The 22,170-nt window shown below is 34.5% G+C and carries 19 protein-coding genes; 10 read left to right on the forward strand and 9 right to left on the reverse strand.

Translation table 11 applies throughout. The features are described from left to right. The first annotated feature begins 173 nt into the window (after positions 1-173). The gene (locus DU508_RS19795) at positions 174-1,406 is read left to right on the forward strand and encodes an ATP-binding protein (protein ID WP_115404505.1); all 1,233 of its coding nucleotides are present in this window, start codon (positions 174-176) and stop codon (positions 1,404-1,406) included. Between the two features lie 116 nt (positions 1,407-1,522). On the opposite strand, the gene DU508_RS19800 is transcribed toward DU508_RS19795, so the two are convergent. After that, a complete protein-coding gene (locus tag DU508_RS19800; protein WP_158542218.1) occupies positions 1,523-2,593 on the reverse strand; it encodes an acyltransferase family protein in 1,071 nt (356 codons plus the stop codon). Between the two features lie 77 nt (positions 2,594-2,670). Between DU508_RS19800 and DU508_RS19805 the strand changes: the two genes are divergently transcribed. Beyond that, the gene (locus DU508_RS19805; RefSeq protein ID WP_115404507.1) at positions 2,671-3,549 is read left to right on the forward strand and encodes a glycosyltransferase; all 879 of its coding nucleotides are present in this window, start codon (positions 2,671-2,673) and stop codon (positions 3,547-3,549) included. On the opposite strand, the gene DU508_RS19810 is transcribed toward DU508_RS19805, so the two are convergent. The 3 genes from DU508_RS19810 to DU508_RS19820 are packed head-to-tail and all read right to left on the reverse strand — an operon-like array spanning position 3,536 to position 7,727. Then, on the reverse strand, positions 3,536-5,812 hold the full coding sequence (locus tag DU508_RS19810; RefSeq protein ID WP_115404508.1) for a glycosyltransferase: 2,277 nt from the start codon (positions 5,810-5,812) through the stop codon (positions 3,536-3,538). The genes DU508_RS19805 and DU508_RS19810 overlap by 14 nt on opposite strands. Before the next feature lie 7 nt (positions 5,813-5,819). After that, complete coding sequence (locus DU508_RS19815; protein ID WP_115404509.1) at positions 5,820-6,728, reverse strand: glycosyltransferase family 2 protein; 909 nt, start codon at positions 6,726-6,728, stop codon at positions 5,820-5,822. Between the two features lie 6 nt (positions 6,729-6,734). Beyond that, positions 6,735-7,727 carry a glycosyltransferase family 2 protein gene (locus tag DU508_RS19820; protein ID WP_115404510.1) on the reverse strand — a complete coding sequence of 331 codons (993 nt, stop codon included), beginning with the start codon at positions 7,725-7,727 and terminating at the stop codon, positions 6,735-6,737. A 105-nt stretch (positions 7,728-7,832) separates the two neighbouring features. Here DU508_RS19820 and DU508_RS19825 point away from each other — a divergent pair, with 105 nt between their 5' ends. Further along, positions 7,833-8,972 (forward strand): glycosyltransferase family 4 protein, encoded by a 1,140-nt coding sequence (locus DU508_RS19825; RefSeq protein WP_115404511.1) that lies wholly within the window; start codon positions 7,833-7,835, stop codon positions 8,970-8,972. On the opposite strand, the gene DU508_RS19830 is transcribed toward DU508_RS19825, so the two are convergent. The 3 genes from DU508_RS19830 to DU508_RS19840 all read right to left on the reverse strand — a co-directional run bounded on the left by DU508_RS19830 (position 8,969) and on the right by DU508_RS19840 (position 12,793). Continuing rightward, the gene (locus DU508_RS19830; RefSeq protein ID WP_115404512.1) at positions 8,969-10,798 is read right to left on the reverse strand and encodes an ABC transporter ATP-binding protein; all 1,830 of its coding nucleotides are present in this window, start codon (positions 10,796-10,798) and stop codon (positions 8,969-8,971) included. The two genes, DU508_RS19825 and DU508_RS19830, sit on opposite strands and share 4 nt — an antisense overlap. 129 nt (positions 10,799-10,927) lie before the next feature. Then, positions 10,928-11,914: a glycosyltransferase family 2 protein gene (locus tag DU508_RS19835; RefSeq protein ID WP_115404513.1), complete on the reverse strand. Its 987-nt coding sequence runs from the start codon at positions 11,912-11,914 to the stop codon at positions 10,928-10,930. Continuing rightward, a complete protein-coding gene (locus DU508_RS19840) occupies positions 11,915-12,793 on the reverse strand; it encodes a glycosyltransferase family protein (protein ID WP_115404601.1) in 879 nt (292 codons plus the stop codon). A 94-nt stretch (positions 12,794-12,887) separates the two neighbouring features. On the opposite strand from DU508_RS19840, the gene meaB reads away from it, so the two are divergent. Next, the gene (gene meaB / locus DU508_RS19845) at positions 12,888-13,787 is read left to right on the forward strand and encodes a methylmalonyl Co-A mutase-associated GTPase MeaB (protein WP_115404514.1); all 900 of its coding nucleotides are present in this window, start codon (positions 12,888-12,890) and stop codon (positions 13,785-13,787) included. Positions 13,788-13,940: 153 nt separating this feature from the next. Here meaB and DU508_RS19850 read toward each other — a convergent pair whose 3' ends face one another. After that, entirely contained in the window at positions 13,941-15,230 is a 1,290-nt protein-coding gene (locus DU508_RS19850; protein ID WP_115404515.1) for an aminopeptidase P family protein, read from the reverse strand. Between the two features lie 172 nt (positions 15,231-15,402). On the opposite strand from DU508_RS19850, the gene DU508_RS19855 reads away from it, so the two are divergent. The 6 genes from DU508_RS19855 to DU508_RS19875 all read left to right on the forward strand — a co-directional run bounded on the left by DU508_RS19855 (position 15,403) and on the right by DU508_RS19875 (position 21,778). Next, positions 15,403-16,755, forward strand: coding sequence for an OmpA family protein (locus tag DU508_RS19855; protein WP_115404516.1), 1,353 nt, complete (start codon positions 15,403-15,405; stop codon positions 16,753-16,755). A 99-nt stretch (positions 16,756-16,854) separates the two neighbouring features. Next, entirely contained in the window at positions 16,855-16,992 is a 138-nt protein-coding gene (locus tag DU508_RS24270) for a DUF6728 family protein (RefSeq protein WP_317047855.1), read from the forward strand. Positions 16,993-17,005: 13 nt separating this feature from the next. Continuing rightward, positions 17,006-17,386: a RidA family protein gene (locus DU508_RS19860; protein WP_115404517.1), complete on the forward strand. Its 381-nt coding sequence runs from the start codon at positions 17,006-17,008 to the stop codon at positions 17,384-17,386. A gap of 2 nt (positions 17,387-17,388) precedes the next feature. Beyond that, the gene (locus tag DU508_RS19865) at positions 17,389-18,291 is read left to right on the forward strand and encodes an EamA family transporter (protein ID WP_115404518.1); all 903 of its coding nucleotides are present in this window, start codon (positions 17,389-17,391) and stop codon (positions 18,289-18,291) included. 5 nt (positions 18,292-18,296) lie between these two features. Next, entirely contained in the window at positions 18,297-20,402 is a 2,106-nt protein-coding gene (gene recG, locus DU508_RS19870; protein ID WP_115404519.1) for an ATP-dependent DNA helicase RecG, read from the forward strand. Between the two features lie 89 nt (positions 20,403-20,491). Further along, on the forward strand, positions 20,492-21,778 hold the full coding sequence (locus tag DU508_RS19875) for an MFS transporter (protein ID WP_233509686.1): 1,287 nt from the start codon (positions 20,492-20,494) through the stop codon (positions 21,776-21,778). Positions 21,779-21,939: 161 nt separating this feature from the next. Here DU508_RS19875 and DU508_RS19880 read toward each other — a convergent pair whose 3' ends face one another. Further along, on the reverse strand, positions 21,940-22,155 hold the full coding sequence (locus DU508_RS19880) for a PLDc N-terminal domain-containing protein (protein WP_115404521.1): 216 nt from the start codon (positions 22,153-22,155) through the stop codon (positions 21,940-21,942). Positions 22,156-22,170 lie beyond the last annotated feature (15 nt).

Below are 22,170 nucleotides of genomic sequence, written 5' to 3' on the forward strand. Positions count from 1 at the left end.
TTTCTACCTGATTATAAAATTTAAAGTGGCCCCTAAAACAGGCCACTTTTTTTGTGGGCTTAAATATTAAACTTAAAAATATCCGATATTTTTAATGTGTAATATTAAAAATATCGGATAATATTGTGTTCGTATCTTAAAAATATCGATATTAGTGTTTAATACTTATTGATATGGAAAGATCAGCGGCATTACAATCCTTAACGGATCATTTAAAAAAAACACAGCACACCATAGTTATAGGGCCAAGGCAAATCGGAAAAACCACACTTGTTAAGCAATTGGCAGAGCAGTTAAGCCGGGATAATGAATTAGTTTATTTTCTAACTTTTGAAGATCCTGCTATTTTGGAGACTGTAAATAATCATCCGGAAAATATTTTTAATTATACCTTATTACCTACCGATATTCCTGCAGATAAAAGGCTGTATCTTATTATAGATGAAGTTCAGTATGCAAAAGATCCCAGTAACTTTTTAAAGCTTTTATACGATAAGTATTCGCCAAAATTAAAAGTTATTGCAACGGGCAGCAGCGCGTTTTATATTGATAAAAGTTTTAAAGATAGTTTGGCTGGAAGAAAAAAAGTATTTGAATTTTTCCCTCTGGCTTTTGATGAATTCCTGCATTTTAAAGGTGAAGATGATTTAATTGCAGAATGGAGGCAAATGATAAAGAGAGCCACTTATCAAGGGACCCAACGTAACCGTATAAATACTTTGTTTGATGAATATTTAGTTTATGGTGGTTATCCGGCCGTTGTTTTAGCAGATACTGAACAAGAAAAACAAGAAATGCTTAGGGAGCTCGTAAATAGCTATATGAAAAAAGATGCTTTAGAAGCAGGCATTAAAGAAGAGTTGAAATTTTTTCAATTAGCAAGGTTATTAGCTGATCAAACAGGCAATCTGGTTAATCACCATGAGCTGGCAAATACCCTGCAGATGGCCAGCTCTACAATAGAGAACTATATTTATTTAATGCAAAAAACTTTCATTGTACAATTGCTTTCTCCTTTTTATGGAAATGTGCGGAAAGAATTAACCAAAATGTCGAAGGTTTATTTTAATGATAATGGTTTACGTAACACATTGTTAAATAACTTTTCTAAACTAAACGATAGGGCAGACAAAGGTGCATTATTAGAAAACTATACGTATTGTAGGTTAAGGCAGCTGTATGGTACGGATCATTTGCATTTTTGGCGCACTGCTGATGGTAATGAGGTGGATTTTGTTGTAGAAGAAAGTTTAGGCAGTGGAAAGGCCTATGAAGTAAAATATAGCGATGTACAGTTTAAGCCAAGTAAATACAAGAAATTTGTGGCGGCATATCCAGATTTTTCATTAAGCTGTGTTGGTAAGGAAATCAGTAAAGACGAAAGTGTAGCGGTTATTCGGTTATAATTCATAAATATCGAAGTAGGCGATATCGTAAGCAAACAAGTAGAAACTGCCTGAAACTGTAAACGACAATTATCTTATTATGGTGTCTATTTATCTTCCGGTTACCAAAGTTAAAACTATTGTCCAACAGTCCATTTCCATTTTTCTGATTTACCTATAAAGTACACAATTGCATATGTTGTGGCATAAATCAATATAAAAATGGCAAACTGTAAGAAAAACAAACTCCAGGCACTTTGATGAGCATATACAATTTTCATTGGTCTTAAGAGCATGGGCAGAAAGATAATAATCAAAATATGATGAAGTAAATGAATACCAAAGGTCATTGATCTTGGTTTTAATTTTTCAATTACAGAGAAGTTACAATATTTATAAAGGAAAAGAAATGATACAAGAGAGAAGATTATATTAGAAAATCTCAATGTATTGCCTGAATCGTTAGATCCTAGCTGAATTAAATTAATTGTTTCTGCACAGGAGATAACGAAGGTAATTAATACCGCTCCAGCAATTAATAGAAAAGATTGCTTATTAATCCAGGATATAAATTCATTAAAGTATTTGTGCAAAATAACGCCCAGCCACAAATAAAAGACAAAACCCAATAATGCGGTTGTATGCCCAGTCGGAATCCAATCGTAATAAAGATTTACTGAATAAAATAGTGACAATATCCCTAATATCACTCCAAAAGTTATTTTATACATGTATTTTCTAAATACCAATAGAATGGTTATACATAACATAAAATTGATAATAAACCAAAAACTTGTTTGTACCACAATAAAATGGATTCTATCCAGTAGATATGCAATAGGATCTGTAAAACCAAGCGAATCTGAACCTTTGAAATACCTAACACATTCATCAATATAAAAGAGTATAATAAAAATAGTAACCCAAAAAATCCATGGTTTGAAAGTAGTGCGCAGCCTTCTGCCAAGATATTGTTTAGTGGTGTATTCATTAAATTTATCACCGATTAGAAATCCGGCCAGAATGAAGAAAACAATAGTACCAAACTTAATAAATTGGAGTGCTACTGTTTGTATAATTTGATCATGTAGTGTATTTAACTTGAGGCCTAAGAAAGGAGAGCTGTGTTCCATTACAATTCCAATCATGGCTATGAATCTCATTGTATCGATAAAGTCGTAATTTTTAGTTATGTTTTTAGTAGTCATTTGCTGCAATTTTACGAAATTTGGCATATTTATTTATATATCTTTCTTGTTTCAATTTTGTTAAGCGATGTTAATTTATGATTAGTGTGATAATTTGTTCGATAGATCAAAATGCCCTGGAACTTGTAAAACAAAACATCAGCTCAACAATTGGTGTGGAACATGAAGTTATCGCAATTGATAATTTAAATTCGGACAAAGGTATTTGTTCCGTTTATAATAAAGGTGCAACATTAGCTAAATATTCCTTATTATGCTTTTTACATGAAGATATTATAATAAAAACCAATGACTGGGGCAAAACGGTTTTAAAAGTTTTTTTTGACGAGAACGTAGGTTTATTGGGGATTGCCGGAAGTACCTATAGATCTTCTGTACCATCAGGTTGGTTTCCTCCGTATGAATTTGGAACCACCACATGGAGACTAAATATCATCCAGGGTTCTAGATATAAGAATAAGGAAGAAAAACATGAATATTTCAATCCTAGAAAAGAAAGATTAAGTAAGGTAACATGCATTGATGGAGTTTGGTTTTGTACAACAAGGCAAATTGCTCAAACCATTAAATTTGATGATCACTTATTGTCCGGTTTTCATGGTTATGACATTGACTATTCACTAGCAGTTGGGCAACATTATGAGGTATTAGTCAGTTATGATATTCTTATCTCGCATGCTTCTGATGGCAACTTTGACGATGAGTGGTTAAGGCAAATAATCAAAGTGCAGAATAAACATCATAAAATCCTCCCTTTAAACTATGAGGGTTACGAAGCAGAGGAAATGGCCAGGATAGAATCGTTATCTCTTAAACGTTTTTTAAAAGAGATGATTAATAATAAAAAATTCACATCACAAGAGCGAAAAGATATTTTGAAGACTTTTTATAACCAAAATAAAATAGGAATTGTTGGGTATTTTAAATTTTTGTATAAATTGATTAAGACAAGATAGAATTTATTACAGGTTTAATGCGATCTGGATGATAACTTTTGATAAGTTCTTTAGAAGCATTTGATATGTCGTTCCAAAGTGTTTTATCTTCATAAAGTCTTAAAATATGCGAAGCAAATTCATCTGCAGTAGCTGCAAGTAAGTAATCTCGCCCCTGAACCAAACCAATGCCTTCAGCACCTATTTCGGATGTAACTATAGGTAAAGCGAAGCTGAGACTTTGACCAATTTTACCTTTCATGCCTGCACCAAATCTTAGTGGAGCTACAAATACCCGACTATTATTGAAATAACCTGATACATCCTCAACATATCCAGTAACCTCAATTTTTTCTGAAGCTAAGTCCATCACTTCTTTACTGGGATTACTTCCCAATAACGTTAATTTAATGGTGGGATTTTTCAACCAAACTAGTGGCATTATTTCATTTGAAAGATAAATAACAGCATCGATGTTCGGTTTATGAGCATAACCGCCAATAAAAATTAAACCAGATCTTTCTTCAAAAGGCACAAAATGCTTATTCTCCTGTGCAATGTGAATATTAGGAATCACTACTGTTTTTTTTATCCCATAGTGCTGCAGTATTTCTTTTTCATCGGTTGTAATTGCAATTGTTATATCTGCAGCTTTTGCAAATGCCAGTTCTTGTTCTTTGGTTTCACTGGCACTTTGTTTTATTTTTGCATCATTTAGTAAAGCTGCCTCCCGCTCTTCACGTACAAAGTGCAAATCTATAGTGTCGTATATCCATTTCATCTTTGAGTTGTAACTAAACAAGAATTCAAATTCTTTGTTGTTTTGAGGTTTACAGATCCAAGCTACATCTATCAGATCTAACTTATTCAGCAGCAGATTGATCATGCTGTTCCGGTTGGGGAAACGATATAAAACTTCTACCCCAATATTTGTCAGCTTTTCGAAATAACCATTTTTTTTGAGTCCATCATTCGGCACAAAAATTACATGGTAATTTAGGGATATAAGTATTTCGATAATATGTACCAGCCTTACAGAACCAGAATCTTTATCTGCTTCTGGTATGGTGTCGTCAATTATCAGAATGGTTTTATTTTTTTGATTTATAGCGAGGGCTGATGATATATCATTTAACTGAGGATAGTTAACCAAATGATTACGCCACTTTTGAGCAAACTTATCTTTGTTTATTGCTTGAAACCTTTTTACTGGATGTTTCTCAATGTCTCTACCTGAACTTATTCCTTCAAAATGAATCAATTCCGATAAAGGCTGATATATTACTTTCTTATTAAGCACATGTTTAACGGATAGACAGAGATCAGTATCTTCATAGTATGCCGGAATGTATCGCCTATCAAAATAATTTAGTTTTTGTAAATCTGTATTTTTAATTAAAATGCTTGCACCTGAACAATAATCTACTTCTCTGATAAAATTGTAAAGAGGATGCTCTGGATCATGGTTGTTGCCATAATTTGCAGCATTTGCATCCGAAAAAACAAAACCTCCTGCCTCTTGTAGAAAGCCGTTTGCATAAATAAGTTTACTTCCAACTAAACCAACATGTTCATCGGTAAATGGCAGCAATAAATTTTGAAGCCAATTAATACTTACTTGAGTATCGTTGTTTAAAAAACATACATATTTACCTAGTGCTTTATCAGCGCCAATATTTGAAGAGATTAAAAAACCACTGTTAATATCATTTCTGATGTAATTTATTCCACGCGAGTTTGATCTGAAGAAAGTTTCTGTAGCATCGGATGAGCAATCATCAACAATAATGACCTCATAAGAAAGGGAGGGTGGAACATTATTCGATAATGCCAATAAGCAATTATAGGTGTATGCCAAGTTATTAAAAACAGGTATCACGATGCTAACAAGAGGATTATTGTTAGCAATAAAGCTTATCTGTTTTATTAAAATCTTATCTTCAGGTAAAAGAGGCAAGATGGCTTCAGAAATAAAATATCTATAGCCAAAAAGTGTGCTTAGTATATCAAAGAATTTATTTTGTACAAAATTAAAGCCTTTAGCCAGATAAAAAGGGGAGTATTTTTCTGATACAAGTTTATAAAATGTCTGGTAGGATTTTTTATGGAATGTAATGGCTGATAATAAGACCAGTAATAACCTTAATAAATATTTTAAATAAAATTTTGGATTTAAATAAAAATACGCAGACTTATGACCAGAAGAAATTCCCAGATTATATTTGGTAATAATTTTCCTGTTGTTCTTCGTATTAAATTTATCAATCCACTTATAAACTTTCATTTAATAATTAATAGGTTTTTCTTACTAGTTTCAATGCATAATTCAATCTGCTAAGGCCATTTCTGGGCTTTAGATCAGGAAACAGTACTGGATAATTATTGAAAAATATTCTAATTAAAAATATTTTATCCAAAAAATTTAATCGACTGTATGCTTTAAATAACTTGTAAATTAGAATCTCATCGTTTTTGCAAAGATTCTTATAATTTTTTGTTATGGCCAAATTATCTATTATTTCTTTATACCGCTCATCTCTTCCTTGTGTTGTTTTAGCAGTTTCATCCCTATACATTACTGAGCTGGAATGAATTCGATGGAATGTTAATACTTGATTCAGATATGTTATTTTTTTATGATAAATGGCTACAAAACCCATCCACCAATCATAAAAACCTTGATGTGGAATAGGTAATAGAAATGGTATGAATTCTTTTGAAAATAATGCTGTATGGCCAGTTACAAAATTTGAAAACAATAAACTTTTAAAATCTTTGCCATCTAGAGAAAAGTTTTTGTCCAGTATCTGTCCATTAATAATTTTCCCAGTCTCATCAATAAATGAAGAGTTTGAAAAAATCAACCAGTTATCTGTTATATTCTCATGTAACAATTCAAGCTTATTTTTTTTCCAGATATCATCCTGATCACTGATAGCGATAAATTTTCCTGAACAAAGTGAAATGGCTCTTTCGAAATTAGAATTGAAACCAATATTCCTTTCATTAAAATACAATTTGATTTCTTTGTACTGATTAGCATACTCCTCTAAAATTTCTTTGGTTCCATCGGTAGAACCATCATCAACTACGATCAGTTCTATGTTTTTATACGTCTGATTTAAAATACTATCAAGTTGTTGCGGTAAATAATTAGCGCCATTATAGGTGCATAGTGCTATAGAAATAAGTGGCTCCATGATTAATTACTTTAACAATAGTTTGATAACTTGTTTTAGATTTAAATTTCTAATGCGAAATAACGTTGATGATAGGAACTTGCCAAGTGTAAATTTATTATTTGACTTTAATAGATAATTATACCAATCTTTTTGAAGCTGTTTGTCTAATATCTTTTGATCGAATATCTGTTTTTCTTTATTGGCTGTTGAGATATTAATAAGGTGGCTTTCTACTTCTTGTAGAGAAAAAGTTGTATGCTGAGGCCTTAAAATCGAATGGTGTATAAGCAGGTTTTTTTGATCAACCTCATTAAATAAAAAAGATAATAAATAAGCCATTGTTTTCATTTCGCTTTGCATCATTTCCTCTTTCTTTTTGGAGGTTATGCTTTCATCATGTATTCGATAAAGTAATAAACGTTCATTTAGGTTAGCCACCTGGTAGTTCATTGTTATTTGAGAGAACAATAAATAATCTTCTGCGTATTTATAATCTTCATTATAACCAAATTTTTTAATTGCTTCAGCATCGGCCATAATGGTTGGATGAATAAAAGCATTACGGAATAAATTAAATACTTTTAATTGATCTGTATGCAGTGGTCGGTTTAACTTACTGATCTCTTTTCCATTAACATCAATGGCAATGGCCCTACTGCCGCATAATTTATATTTGGGATTTGCCATCAGAAAATCAAGTTGTTTTGCTAATCTATCAGGTAAGGCAATATCATCAGCATCCATTCTTGCGATGTATTTACCTGTGGACAGTTTTAGGCCTTCGTTTAAGGTGCTAACTATACCCTTGTTTGTTTTATTGTTTATATATTTTATGCGGTTATCAGAAAAAGAACTGATTATAATGTCAGAGTTGTCCGTGCTGCCATCATTGATAATTAAAAAATCAAAGTCTTGATAAGATTGTTTTAAAATACTTTGGATGGCTTCCGCTACAAAAAGTTCACTATTAAAAACAGGCATTAATACAGTAACAAGGATTTTTTTACGGTCACTCATGTGCTAAATTTATCGCTTGTAAAAATAAGATAATTTAAGAGTTAATATGCTTATAAAAGATGGGATAGATTTTTGCATCTTTAACCTGTCAAAAAAAGGAATGAAATGAGTAAAGATTTTTCAAAAAAAGAAGGGGCGATAGCGCCAAAAAAAATATTGTTTATTACCCCTTTTTTTGGTAGGACCGGATCGGAAATGCAATTGCTCTACATCCTGGAAAATTTAAATACCAAGAAATTCCAACCCTACTTATTTACCCGGAATGATGGTTCCCTACTAAATGATCTTCCAAAATATATTAAATACTTTATAGGTTACAAGAAGCATAAAAATTATCTTTTCCGACTGTTTAGATTATTGTTGTATGCTGTAAATATAAATCCTGTAGAATTTCAACTGCGTAAAATACAGAATAAAGTTAGAGCCGATTATTGGTATATCAATACGATTGTTAATAGAGATGCCTATGCAGTTGCAGTAAAACTTGGTATAAAAATTATTTCGCATGTACACGAAATGCCGTTGTATTATGATATGGTTAAAGAAAAAACCATAGAAAATTTACTGAAATCGGATCTATGTATCGGATGTTCTAAAGTAGTTTGCCAAAATTTGGAAGATATGGGGCATACTAATGTTAAGTTATTAAACAGCTTTGTAGATGACCGGGTTATTTCTCTTAGCAACGATAAAATCAGTAACGAATTTAATTTTTCTGCTAACGACTTTATTTGGGTAATGGCAGGTAGTGTTAATGCCATTAAGGGAGTTGACTTTGTAATACCTTTATTAAAAGTACTAAAGTCCAACCACAAAATTATTTGGATCGGTGGTATTGAAGATTCTGGCACAACTGCTTATGCAAAAATAGCGGGCAAGATTGCATTTAAAGATAGATTATTTTTTGTAGGCAGGAAATCAACCAATTATTACGATTATTTTAATTTAGGTAAAGCTTTCCTATTACTGTCACGACAAGATTCTTTTCCTTTGGTAATGCAAGAAGCAGCACATCTTGGTAAACCAATAGCTGGCTTTAATTCAGGAGGAATTGAAGAATATGTAAATGAGAAAATTGGTATCGTGGTAAACCAGCTCTCGTTTATTGAATTGGCAAAAGCGATGGAAAAAATAGAAAAAAATTATGAATCATACGATCAAGGTTATATTAAGCAGTATGCAAAGAGTTTTAATGCCAGTGAACAAACTCTAAAACTCGAATCGATTTTGGAACAAAATCTTTAATCTGTAAAAGCCTGCATATCGATCAACCGCTTGTATAAACCATTCTTATACATTAATTCGCTATGACTGCCAGTTTCTACCACTTCGCCTTTATCAATTACAATAATTTTATCGGCATGTTGAATGGTGCTTAAACGATGGGCGATCACAATTGAAGTGCGGTTTTTCATCAGGTTATTTAAAGCTTCCTGAACCAATTTCTCTGATTCCGTATCAAGCGCAGAAGTAGCTTCATCTAATAACATGATCGGTGGATTGGCCAATACTGCTCTTGCAATGCAAACACGTTGCTTTTGTCCGCCAGATAATTTATTTCCTCGATCTCCAACTGATGACTGGTAGCCGTATTCAGTATTTAGGATGAACTCATGTGCATTGGCAATTTTAGCTGCGGCAATCACTTCTTCCTCTGTGGCATTGGGTTTGGCAAAAGCAATGTTATTAAAAATGGTGTCGTTAAATAGAAAAGATTCCTGATTAACGATTCCCATTTGGGCCCTGATACTTTCAACTTTTAAATCTTTATAATCAACGCCATCAATTTTAATTGAACCCGATTTAGGGTCATGAAAACGTGGAATTAAATCCATCAATGTACTTTTTCCGCCACCTGAAGGGCCAACTAATGCGATGGTTTTTCCTTTTTCAATATCGATATTGATATTGTTCAATATTTGTTTTTCGCCGTAGCTAAATGATACATTGTTAATGCTTAAACCCTTTCCAAATCCTGTTGCTGTGCTTGCGCCAGGTTTATCCAGCAATTCGGGCTTAGTATCGATTAAATCTAAAACTCTTTCTCCGGCAGCAATTCCAGAATGAATTCCACTAAATGAATCAGTCAATGCTTTAGCCGGGCGCATTACCTGTGAGAAAATTGCAATGTAGGCGATAAACTGACTGGTTGAAAGTGCGTCTGGGCTATCACTTATTATTAAATTACCACCGTACCAAACAATCAATGAAACCATCAAAACGCCCAGAAACTCTGAAACCGGAGATCCTAATTGCTGTCTTCTAACCATCTTTCTATTCAAATTTGAGTAGAAGACGTTCTCATCCTGAAATTTTTCCTTTACCCGTTCGGTTGAGTTAAATGCTTTAATAATTTTTATTCCGCTTAAGGCTTCATCCAAAAAACCAATCATCTTGGCAAAAGATTCATGCGCTTCCTTAGCCTGTTGTTTAATTCTTTTAACAATTTTACTGATAATGAAAGCTGAAACTGGAATTACCAATAAAGAAAATAAAGTAAGCTTAACCGAAATAGATAATAGTACAAGAACATAAAATATCAAGGTTAATGGTTCTTTAAAAACAACCTGCAGTGTATTGGTTACCGTGAATTGAACCACTTGAACATCTGAAGCCACTTTTGAAATAATATCACCTTTCCGTTCATTATTAAAATAGCCAACATGCAAATTCATTACATTGTTGAATACTGTTTTACGAAGATTTAACAACGTATGTACACGAAGATCTTCCATGTATCTTTGAGAAAAATACCGGAAAAAATTTGATAATAAAACCGAAATGACAATAACAATGCATACATAGTTCAAGGTTTCTGAACGGCCGTTTGTTATGATTGAATTGTTAACAAAATCTTTGAATTGTGCTGTTATATCGAATGCAGAAGTTGCTTTGTCTGTAACGTCTGACAGTGTAGTACCCCCTTTTGAAATCAAAGTTTCGAATAGAGGCACTAGCAAGGTAAGGTTTAATGTTCCGAATAAAATAGAAAGTAAAGTAGCAATAACATAAGGAATTGCGAATTTTTCTATTGGTTTTGCAAAGGATAATAAACGGAAATAAGTCTTCATTTATAAAAAATGGAATATATGTGAAGGATGATGTATTAAGAACACCTCCAAAAAAACTAATTAAAAACTCAACAAAGGTAAGCTTTTCAAATAAACCTAGCGGCTTTTCAAAATCCGTGAGGTTTAAAATTACAATCGTTTAATTTTCTTGTGGGTAAGCGATTGATTAATAACCGTTATTACATCACCTATGTTGCGATTGGAATTGTACTTTGTCTTTAACAGATCCAGCCTTTTCTTGCTTTCGTTAATCCGGTCTTTATGATTTAAATAATCTTTATAGCTATCCCAAACCCAGGTTTTTCCGGTTAGTAGCTTTGGGATCAGTTCTGTGAATATCTGCTGCAAGGGATATAATACTCTTCTGGTTCCATTCAGATGAATGCCCTGTAGGATGTACCTGTTTCTATAATATATTTTCTTGATGAAATTGGATTTGATTTGCGTTTTTGTACTTCCGCTTACATGGTGGAAACAAAAAGATTGATGTTCATAGTAACATTTCCAACCGAGTTGCCAGGCACGTAGGCTTAGATCGAAATCCTCTGATGAGAAAGGAGAATAAATTTCATCAAATCCGCCCAATTCTTTGAGTTTTTTAGCGTCTACCAAAGCATTTGCCCCGGAAAGGTAAGCCGTATAAACATTTTCATCTGTAGGGTTTTCGCTGTAGTAAAACTTGTTCGCTTTGATTCGGCAACCAGAATAATATAGCAAGCGGGCTGCGTCTTCAATTCGGCTTTCATCAAAACTCATAATCCTGGCCATTACACCAAAGGTATCTTCGCGTTCAAAATACTTCCATTGAGATGCAAAATAATCAGGATCTAATTTAACATCAGAGTTCAATAATAAAATCAATTCGTATTTTGATTCTTTAATACCATAATTGCAGGTATAAGAAAACCCTCTGTTTTTATCATTAATGAGTAATTTAACATTAGGATAGTGTTGCTTTATAAAATCAATACTATCATCTTTTGATCCATCGTCAATGACGATTATCTCAAATTCCGTATTGGCATTTTGAGCTGCTATAAAAACAGAAGGCAAATATTTTTCCAATAGATGCTTGCCATTATAGTTAGGAATAACAATAGAAAGGCTCTTTTGCATCTATTTTACAATTTTATAGTTTCGATACTCAAATAAACGCAGGCCTGTTAAGTCTTCAATTTTTTGAAGCACTCTTCTACGGAAATTCATTTTTGGTGTTTCTTTGGTTAAATCCTTTTCGAATTTCCAATTTGCCGCAGCAATTCTTGGAGCCATTACCTTCGGATGAGTGCCCTTAAAATGAACCAGCCGATCTGCATTATGCATATCGAAAGTTTCCTGAACCGGATAATTTTCTTCTATCCACTCTTCGGTTTGATAAAACTGATTGAAGTTTCGCACTTTTCCCTGTAAACCTTGTGGCGGTTTAACCCAACCATAGTGATATATATAGGCGTCGATTAATTTCACTTTAAGCTTCCGGTCATTGATTCTGAATCCTTGTGCATCACGATAGGAGTGTATTCCAGGCAAGTTTTTTAAAATTCTAACCTCTCTTCTGTACCATCTTCTCGATTCTGCCAAGTAATCATAAGAAGCATAAAAGTGTTTATATTTTAACAGGAGTGCTTCAACATCATCGTTTTTAAGCTCCGTTTCCATTTCTATCTTGATCAAAGGAAGATAATCTTCATGAATGGCCTCATCGCCTTGAATATAAATCATCCAATCGGTATCGCTTGAAATGGCCGCAAGTGCTTTATTGGTTTCATCGGCAAAAACTTGCCCGCCTTCGCGGATGGATTCATCCCAAATGGTATCTATTATTCTGATTTTTTCTGGGTTAATGCTTTTCACTAACTCAGCTGTTTCATCAGAAGAATTGCCGAGTGCCACTACAAAATCATCACATAACGGAAGAACAGAAAGAATGGCCTCTTTAGCTGGGTAATCGTTTACAACTGCGTTTCTTAAAAAGGTAAACCCGGTAACTTTCATATATCTGTATAGATTGCCTCGGCTCGCTTCATTCCTGCCCTGCAACGACGATTAAAAAATAAATCTGTTTATTTGTACAAAGATAGTTTTATTGATGAATACCCATCTATCCATTTTAAGTGAAGTTAAACAAGGCAATTACAGAGTTTTGGCCAGAGCGCTTACGCTTGTGGAGAACGATATTGCACCTGCAGATTTAATTTTGAAAAATCTGGATAGTGACTTTACGAAACTAGTTGTTGGAATTACCGGACCTCCCGGTGCAGGGAAAAGCACATTGGTAAATGCAATTACGAAACATTTTACTGCCGATAATAAGCGGGTTGCCATACTGGCTGTTGATCCCACTTCTCCTTTTAATTTCGGCTCCTTACTTGGCGATCGAATCAGAATGTCCGGACATTTCAATAATCCAAATGTTTTCATTCGTTCACTGGCTACAAGAGGTGCTTTGGGTGGTATTTCTGCTAAAACCATTGAAATGGTTGATGTTTTAAAAGCCTCGAACTTTGATGTGATTTTAATTGAAACCGTCGGTGTGGGTCAATCAGAAGTGGAAATTGCCGGCCTTGCTGATAAAACAATTGTTGTGTTGGTTCCTGAATCTGGTGATGAAGTTCAGAACATCAAATCAGGACTTATGGAAATTGCCGACTGTTTTGTAGTCAATAAAGCGGATCGGGAAGGAGCAGATACTTTTGTTAATAACCTTAAAAAGATTGTTCATCAAGGAATTAAACCCATCCCAATTTTAAAAACCGTAGCCGATAAAGATATTGGGATAGATGAATTGTGTAAATGGATTTCGAAACCACTTGAAATTACAAATCAACGTAAAGAATTTCTTTTTGCAGAAAAGGCCTGGAGAATTATCCAGAATCATAAAATGATGGATATAGATAAAAAAAGGCTGCGAGAAAATATTCAGGCAGCCTTGTTAAAAGATGATTTTAATGTTTATCGATTTGCTGAAGAATTTGTTGACAAAGGTTAACTGGTTAATGGTTTAAATTGGTTAACTGTTAATTGCTGATCAATAGCTGATTGTTCATGGCTAGGTTAACTCCCTGCAAATCGGGTAACCATATCAATCATTATCTAGAAAAGACCCAAGCTTCCGACTCCGGTCTCCCGGCCCCTGACTTATTTAGCTGTTCATAATATTCTCAATTTCGTCGGCTTCCACAGGAATATCAGCCATTAAATCGATATTTCCATTTGCTGTAATTAAGATGTTGTTCTCTAAGCGAATTCCCAACCCTTCTTCCGGAATATAAATGCCTGGCTCAACAGTTAGGATGTTGCCTTCAGCAAATGGGGTATATCTTCCCGCAAAATCGTGGACATCAATCCCCAAATGGTGGGATGTGCCATGCATAAAGTATTTTTTGTAAGCAGGCCAGTTTTTATTTTGGTTTTTAACGTCGTTTGAAGATAATAGCCCAAGCTTAATTAATTGTTCCGTCATAATTTCTCCCACCTCTTCGTGGTAAGTATTCCACACTGTTCCTGCCACAATTAATTTTGTTGCTTCTCTCATTACATGCAAAACAGCATTATATACCTCTTTTTGCCGTGGAGTAAAACGGCCGTTTACAGGAATAGAGCGACTCATGTCTGCATTGTAATTTGCATATTCTGCACCAAAATCGAAGAGTATTACATCGCCATCCTTACATTCCTGGTTATTATCATTGTAATGAAGAATATTCGCATTATATCCTGAAGCGATGATAGGCGTGTAAGCATGACCAGTACCCCCTTGTTTAATAAACTCATGAATAATCTCAGCTTCAATTTCGTATTCTTTAATACCTGGTTTGGTAAATTTTAGTACTCTTAAGAAGGCATCACGAGTAATCGCACAAGCTTTTTTGGTTAAATCAATTTCAACATCTGATTTTACAGCTCTTAAGCCACGCATAATCGGTGCAGAACGTTCATAATGATGTAACGGGTATTTTGAACGCATTTGTTCTATAAAGCGAACATCGCGATACGGAACAGTATGAGCATATCTGTCGTTTTCATTTGTGTTTAAATAAATATTATCTGCATAATGAACAATACTGTGCAAAATGTTGTCAAAATCTTCTAACCAATAAATATTTTCTATGCCTGAAGCAGCTTTTGCTTGTTCTTTGGTGTATTTATATCCTTCCCAAACCTTAATGTAATCATTCGTCTGTCTTAAAAACAGGACTTCTCTGTATAATGGATTAGGACAATCGGGATATAATAATAATATTGTTTGTTCCTGATCAATTCCTGATAAATAAAATAAGTCTGGATTTTGCTTGAAGATAAAATTTTGGTCACCACTTCTAGGGAACTCATCACTGGCATTAAATATAGCTAATGAGTTGTTTTTTAGTTGTTTATTAAAGTTTTTTCTGTTTAAGATGAAAAGATTTTGATCAATTTGTGGATATTTCATGATTATTATATTTTTAACGGGCTAATGGCCAAATGTAAGAAAATGATTAATTAGAGTGAAGTTTGGAACGGAGTTTGTATAAAAGTTTGAAAATTTAAAATTTTGTTTAATTTTGCCTTTACTAAAAAATTAATCAATTAAATTGTTTAACCCTTAAAAAAGAAAAAAGATTATGAATTATTCTACTTTAAAGAAAAGTGTTGCACTTTCTTTAGTGGCATTAACAGGAGTTGCTACTCTTGCTGTCGCTCAAGATGAGCCTGCAACTACTTCTTCTACCAAGGTATTTGGTGGAAGAGGACAGTACAGAACTTGGTCAATTGGTGTCAATGGTGGTGTTTTAGCTCCAGTTGTTGCTATTGGCGGTTCTAACGACTTCAACAAATGGGATGTTAACTTAGGTTACGGTTTGAATATCCGTAAACAATTAGGCCATTCTTTCGCATTAGAATTAGCTGGTGTACGTGGTAAAGTTTCAGGATCTAACGATCAGGCTTTATCAGGTGCTGGTTCAACTGTAAGAGATTTTGAAACTCAATTACAATATGCTGTAGATTTACGTGGTGTTGTTAATGTTGGTTCTATTGATTTCTTACGTCGTGAGAATTCTGTAGGTTTCTTCTTAACAGCAGGTGCTGGTTATTTAGCTTATGCTCCAAAAACCACTCAGGCTAACGGTACTGTAATTGATTGGAAAGGTAACGCTACTGGTCCAATTGGCGACAAACATGAAGCTAAAGATTACGTAAAAGGTTTTTACATTCCAGTTGGTGCTGGTATTAAATTCAAAGTTTCTGAGCGTGTTAACTTTAACTTAGGTTATACCATGAACTTTGTTGATGCTGATAACTTTGATGGAGTTTATGCTAAAGGCACTACTAAAGATAAATTCTCTTACGGTTATGCTGGTTTAGAGTTCTCTTTAGGTTCTTCTGCAAAACCAAGCTTAGAGTGGTCTAATCCATTAGCTACTATGTACGATGAGTTAAAAGATCCAACTTTACGTGCTGAAGTTGAAGCATTGAAAAATCGTGTATCTAACGTAGAAAAATCTGTTGAAGATTTGAAAAAAGATACTGATGGTGACGGTGTTGCTGATCAATTCGATAAATGCCCAGGTACTCCTGCTGGTACAGCTGTTGATGGTTCAGGTTGTCCTCTTCCTAAATTTGAAACTCCTGCTGCAAGTGGTGATGTAACTGGTTTCGAAAGAATCGGGTTCGATTTCAACTCTTCTGTATTAAAAACTGAGTCTTACCCAACTTTAGATAAATTATCTTCAGTGTTACGTGAAAACGGTGGTAAAGTAACTGTAAACGGTTATGCTTCTAGCGAAGGTACTGCTGCATATAACTTAAGATTATCTAAAGACAGAGCTAACTCTGTTAAAACTTACTTAGTAAACTCAGGCGTTAACGCTAGTCAAGTTGCTACTAAAGGTTTTGGTGAAGCTAATCCAATCGCTTCTAACGATACTGAAGAAGGTCGTATCCAAAATCGTCGTGTTGAAACTACTAGAAACTAGTATTTCAATATAAAATTTTAAAAAAGGTTCCGATGCAAATCGGAACCTTTTTTTATGCATTTAATTTTCGGTCTAAAGCTTTTTAGCTAAGTTTGTATAATGTACTTCTTCAGAAAAAAAGACCAAAACCGGCCAAATAATATTAATATAAAAATTATGCATTTCATCAATGCATTGGCGATAACCATTTTTCTGGCAGGTATCATCTACAAGCTTATTCAATGGCTTACTCGATAAAATCTTAATTATTATGAAACAAATCATTACCACTACAAATGCTCCGGCGCCAATCGGTCCATACAGCCAGGCTGTGCAGGCAGGAAACTTTTTATTTGTGTCAGGACAAGTAGCCATTAATCCTGAAAATGGCGAATTAAATATTGGAAACATTGAAGAGGAAACCCATCAGGTTATGCGTAATCTTAAAGCTGTATTACTGGAGGCAGGTTTAAGTTTCGATAATGTTGTTAAATCAACTATCTTTTTAAGTGACATGGGTACATTTAGTCAGGTAAACGAAATATATGGCCAATACTTTACCGCTGATTTTCCTGCCCGCGAAACCGTTCAGGTGTCAGTATTACCTAAAAATGTTAATGTAGAAATTTCTGTAATCGCCGTTGTAAGTTAATTTTGACAGGCAGCAAAAGCAAATATTTCATAGCAGGGATTATTCCTTATATCATTTGGGGAACAATGTCTATCCCTTTGCGTAATATAAAAGGCTTTCCTCCTCAGGAGATTTTATATTATAGGATATTTGTTTCCATTTTGATGGTTTGGGCAATCATACTTTTTTTCAGAAAAGATGCACTTAAGAATGACCTGCTTTTTCTTCAATCATTGAGTGCCAATAAGAAGATCAGATTATTATTACTTACAATCCTTTCCGCATTTCTAATTACCGGAAATTGGTTCACTTATATTTATGCCGTAAATAGTGTAAGCTTAAAAGCAGCGGCATTCGCTTATATGGTTTGCCCTTTAATTACGGCGTTATGTGGTTTCATCATTTTAAGAGAGCAATTAACCAAAGCTAAAGTAGTTGCTATAATTTTAGCTTTTATTAGTATTCTTTTACTGGCAACCGGCTCTTTGCATGAAGTGCTCTGGGCAATTTTAATTGCCTCTTTTTATGCTATTTATGTTATTGTGTTGAAAGTAATTAAGGATCTTGACAAATTCAATTTCTTAGGCGTTCAGCTTATTTTATCTGGATTAATGATGTTGCCAATGTATTTATTCAGTTCCAATCCCTTTCCTACTGAAACTTTTTTCTGGTCGCATATATTTTTAATTGCTGTTGTTTTTACCATCATTCCTTTGTTTTTAAACTCTTATGCTTTACTTGGAATGCCATCCTCAGCTTTAGGGATTTTAATTTATCTCAATCCAATAGTTGCTTTTACAGTTGCATTTTTCTACTTTAAAGAAGAAATAGATTTACATCAGTTATTTGCTTATTTGCTTTTGCTGTTATCGATTTTTATTTTTAATGCGCAATTGATCAGAAGTGTTATTTACAAGAAAGCGTAGATATTTTGTTAAATCAGGTATTAGATACACCTATTGAGTTTTTGAAAGGCGTTGGTCCGAGCCGTGCCGATGTTTTGAAAAAAGACCTTGGGCTTTTTACGTATCAGGATTTACTTGCACACTATCCTTTTCGCTACATTGATCGTACAAAGTATTTTAAGATCAATCAGATCAATCCCGATTCACAATATATTCAAATCATAGGCCGGGTAATAAATAAGAAGGTTATTGGTGATAAAAGAACTAAACGAATCATTGCGGTTTTTAAAGATGAAACCGGAATCATGGAGTTGGTGTGGTTCCAAAGTTTAAAATGGGTTGATGATCACATTACAGTTGGCACAGCCTATGTAGCATTCGGAAAACCAACACTTTTTAACGGAACATTTAGCATCTCACACCCAGAGATGGAATTGTATCAAAACAGACCTGTTGGCAGAGGGAATCTGACCCTGCAGCCCGTTTATAATTCAACAGAGAAACTGAAGAAATTCAATTTAGATTCTAAAGGATTGCAACGCTTAATCGCTGGACTACTGGATTTGGTTGTTCAGCAGGTTGCTGAAAACTTGCCGCAATACATTATCGATAAATATCAGCTGCCAGATAAAAGAATGGCCTTGTTGAATATTCATTTTCCTAAAAATCAAAAAGATTTAAATGCCGCAGAAAGACGGTTAAAGTTTGAAGAACTTTTTTTTATTCAACTTCAGTTGCTGCATAATAAGCAATTAAGGCAATTAAAATTTAAAGGAGTAACCTTTGAAAAAGTAGGGGATAAGGTTAACAGGTTTTACAAAGAATTTTTACCATTCGAACTAACCAATGCACAAAAGCGGGTCATTAAAGAAATAAGAATTGATACTCAACGAGGAGTTCAAATGAACAGGCTTGTTCAGGGCGACGTAGGGAGCGGCAAAACGGCGGTAGCACTCATGAGTATGCTTTTGGCAAATGACAACGGCTATCAGGCTTGTATGATGGCTCCGACTGAAATTTTGGCCCGACAACATTGTGCTTCGATCAAAGAATTAGTAACTGATGATTTGGTTAAAGTTGCCATCCTTACAGGAAATACTAAAAAGAAGGATAGAACCACTTTACATGCGCAATTGGAGAATGGCGAAATTGATATTCTGATCGGTACACATGCTTTAATTGAAGATAAAGTCCAGTTCAAGAATTTAGGCTTGGTTGTAATTGACGAACAACACCGTTTTGGCGTTGAACAAAGAGCTAAGCTTTGGAGAAAAAACATTATTCCCCCACATATTTTGGTAATGACTGCCACACCAATTCCGCGTACTTTAGCCATGACTTTATATGGTGATCTTGATGTTTCGATCATTGATGAACTTCCTGCCGGAAGAAAACCAATTGAAACAAGGCATCTTTTTGAAGGACAGCGCTTGCGTATGTTCGGTTTTATGAAGCAAGAAATTGCCAAAGGCCGGCAGGTTTACATTGTTTATCCACTGATAAAAGAAAGTGAAAAATTAGATCTTTTACATCTGGAAGCTGGCATAGAGCAATTAAGTTATCAGTTTCCCCGTCCTGATTATCAAATTAGTATTGTGCATGGTCAAATGGCCAATACCGATAAACAATTTGAGATGCAACAATTTATTGATGGCAAAAGCCAAATCATGGTAGCAACAACGGTAATTGAGGTAGGGGTAAATGTGCCTAATGCATCGGTAATGGTCATCGAAAACGCTGAACGATTTGGACTTTCACAACTGCATCAGTTACGCGGAAGAGTTGGGCGTGGTGCAGAACAATCTTTCTGTATCTTAATGAGTGGAAATAAACTCAGTAAGGAAGGTAAGGTTCGTCTGGAAACCATGGTAAGAACCAATAATGGCTTCGAAATTTCAGAGATTGATTTGCAACTTCGCGGTCCGGGAGATATTACCGGAACACAGCAGAGTGGTGTTTTAGATTTAAAACTTGCTGATTTGGCTAAAGATCAAATCATCTTATCAGAAGCCAGGAATACGGTAATTGAACTTTTTGAGAATGATCCTCAGCTAAGTAAGCCTGAAAATGTAATGTTAAAAGCTCATCTTCAAAAATTAGAACGTGGAATATCTTTTGATAAAATTTCTTAATATCATTTCTTGGTAACGTTTCTAATGCGAATCTAATTCCATGGCGATATTAATTTTTCAAATCTTAGTTTTGCAAAAATATTTTTCCTGTGGCAGATTCAGACCCCAATTCCATAATCATTAAACAAGATCCATTCGCAGCCTTGCGGTACAAAGAGTTCAGATCTTTTTTAGGCATGCGCTTCTTTTTTACACTGGCCTATCAAATGCAGGCCGTCGTGATCGGCTATCATATTTATGATTTAACCCATGATCCACTAAAATTAGGATTAGTGGGTTTATGTGAAGCCATTCCAGCAATTGGAATTGCACTTTATGGTGGTTATATTGCGGATAAGAGCGAAAAACGTGGATTGTTGATCAAGATTTTTTCAGGTGTTTGGTTAGCATCGGTCTTAATGCTGATCATTACAAGTAAATACCTGCACCTAAAAGAAGATCTGATTGTACTGATCATGTATGGTCTGGTTTTTTGTATTGGCCTGGCGAGGGGATTTTTTGGGCCGGCAACTTTTTCTTTAATGGCCAAAATTGTACCGAAAGAACTCTATCCAAATTCAAGTACCTGGAATAGCAGCAGCTGGCAATTGGCCACTATTATTGGTCCGTTATTAGGTGGCCTGGTTAACTGGCTTTGGGGAATCACTGCCGCTTACAGTGTAATTGTGTTTTTGGTTTCCATATCGCTCATTTGCATTTTTACGTTCAAAAAACACCACGCAACTTATGCACCTACCCAAAATATTTTCCATAGTTTAAAAGAAGGAATCCAGTTTGTTTTTAAAACCAAAATGATGGTTTGGGCTATGAGCCTGGATTTGTTCTCTGTGTTCTTTGGAGGCGCAGTTGCCTTATTGCCCATTTTTGCGAAAGATGTGTTTCATCTCGGGTCTTTTGGTTTGGGAATGATGCGTGGAGCGGCATCATCAGGTGCGGTAATTACCATGTTAGCCATGACCCGCTTTTCGCCTATGGGAAAACCCTGGAGAAATTTATTGATTGCCGTTACCGGTTTTGGTTTAAGCATCATTTGTTATGGGTTGTCTAAAAACTTTTATCTAACGCTATTCTTTTTATTTCTGGAAGGCTCTTTCGACAGTGTAAGTGTAATTATCCGTCAAACCATTATGCAGTTATTAACTCCTGATGAGATGCGTGGACGGGTATCAGCAGTAAATAGTATGTTTATTGGCTCTTCAAATGAAATCGGCGAGTTTGAATCCGGTTTAACAGCAAAATACATGCGATTGGTTCCTGCTGTTGTATTTGGAGGAAGCATGACGATTGGAATCGCATTTATTACCTGGATTAAAACAAAATCATTAACCAAACTGAGTTTGCAGGATATTAATGAACAAACTACAAAAGCGGCCTAATTATTAGCTTTTATAAAAATTTTCGTATGGCTGCCTCGTTGTATCGAATTTATTTTACAAGAAGAGTTAGTGTTTTGTGGTCTTGTAGCTACTTAGTGGTCAGCATCTTTCTTGCTAAGTGCCTATGCCATTAAAGTTTTGATAACCACAATAAACATCCATTAAAATTTACGGTTTTTACCCCACACCAGATAAATGATGGAGCCCAGAAATGGTGCAAAAAGTATAATAATAAACCAAAGCACCTTTACCGAGAAACTCATTGACCGGTTTCTCGATATGTGGTACAAAGCAGTTAAAATAAGTGCCAGCCAAAGTATGGCGGCGAGAATGATAATAATTCCGATTTGATTGCTTTCAATTTGTGCTACTAACATGACGAAGTTTTTTTA

This window comes from Pedobacter chinensis, assembly GCF_003339865.1.
Taxonomy (GTDB): domain Bacteria; phylum Bacteroidota; class Bacteroidia; order Sphingobacteriales; family Sphingobacteriaceae; genus Pedobacter; species Pedobacter chinensis.

Excerpts from the sequence above, each read along its gene's own strand:
- DU508_RS19810 (WP_115404508.1), bottom strand. The coding sequence starts at position 5,812 with ATGAAAGTTTATAAGTGGATTGATAAATTTAATACGAAGAACAACAGG.
- DU508_RS24270 (WP_317047855.1), top strand. The coding sequence starts at position 16,855 with ATGTACTTCTTCAGAAAAAAAGACCAAAACCGGCCAAATAATATTAAT.
- meaB (WP_115404514.1), top strand. The coding sequence starts at position 12,888 with ATGAATACCCATCTATCCATTTTAAGTGAAGTTAAACAAGGCAATTAC.
- DU508_RS19795 (WP_115404505.1), top strand. The coding sequence starts at position 174 with ATGGAAAGATCAGCGGCATTACAATCCTTAACGGATCATTTAAAAAAA.
- DU508_RS19830 (WP_115404512.1), bottom strand. The coding sequence starts at position 10,798 with ATGAAGACTTATTTCCGTTTATTATCCTTTGCAAAACCAATAGAAAAA.
- DU508_RS19815 (WP_115404509.1), bottom strand. The coding sequence starts at position 6,728 with ATGGAGCCACTTATTTCTATAGCACTATGCACCTATAATGGCGCTAAT.
- DU508_RS19840 (WP_115404601.1), bottom strand. The coding sequence starts at position 12,793 with ATGAAAGTTACCGGGTTTACCTTTTTAAGAAACGCAGTTGTAAACGAT.
- DU508_RS19855 (WP_115404516.1), top strand. The coding sequence starts at position 15,403 with ATGAATTATTCTACTTTAAAGAAAAGTGTTGCACTTTCTTTAGTGGCA.
- DU508_RS19800 (WP_158542218.1), bottom strand. The coding sequence starts at position 2,593 with ATGACTACTAAAAACATAACTAAAAATTACGACTTTATCGATACAATG.
- DU508_RS19805 (WP_115404507.1), top strand. The coding sequence starts at position 2,671 with ATGATTAGTGTGATAATTTGTTCGATAGATCAAAATGCCCTGGAACTT.
- DU508_RS19880 (WP_115404521.1), bottom strand. The coding sequence starts at position 22,155 with ATGTTAGTAGCACAAATTGAAAGCAATCAAATCGGAATTATTATCATT.
- DU508_RS19860 (WP_115404517.1), top strand. The coding sequence starts at position 17,006 with ATGAAACAAATCATTACCACTACAAATGCTCCGGCGCCAATCGGTCCA.
- DU508_RS19850 (WP_115404515.1), bottom strand. The coding sequence starts at position 15,230 with ATGAAATATCCACAAATTGATCAAAATCTTTTCATCTTAAACAGAAAA.
- DU508_RS19820 (WP_115404510.1), bottom strand. The coding sequence starts at position 7,727 with ATGAGTGACCGTAAAAAAATCCTTGTTACTGTATTAATGCCTGTTTTT.
- DU508_RS19825 (WP_115404511.1), top strand. The coding sequence starts at position 7,833 with ATGAGTAAAGATTTTTCAAAAAAAGAAGGGGCGATAGCGCCAAAAAAA.
- DU508_RS19835 (WP_115404513.1), bottom strand. The coding sequence starts at position 11,914 with ATGCAAAAGAGCCTTTCTATTGTTATTCCTAACTATAATGGCAAGCAT.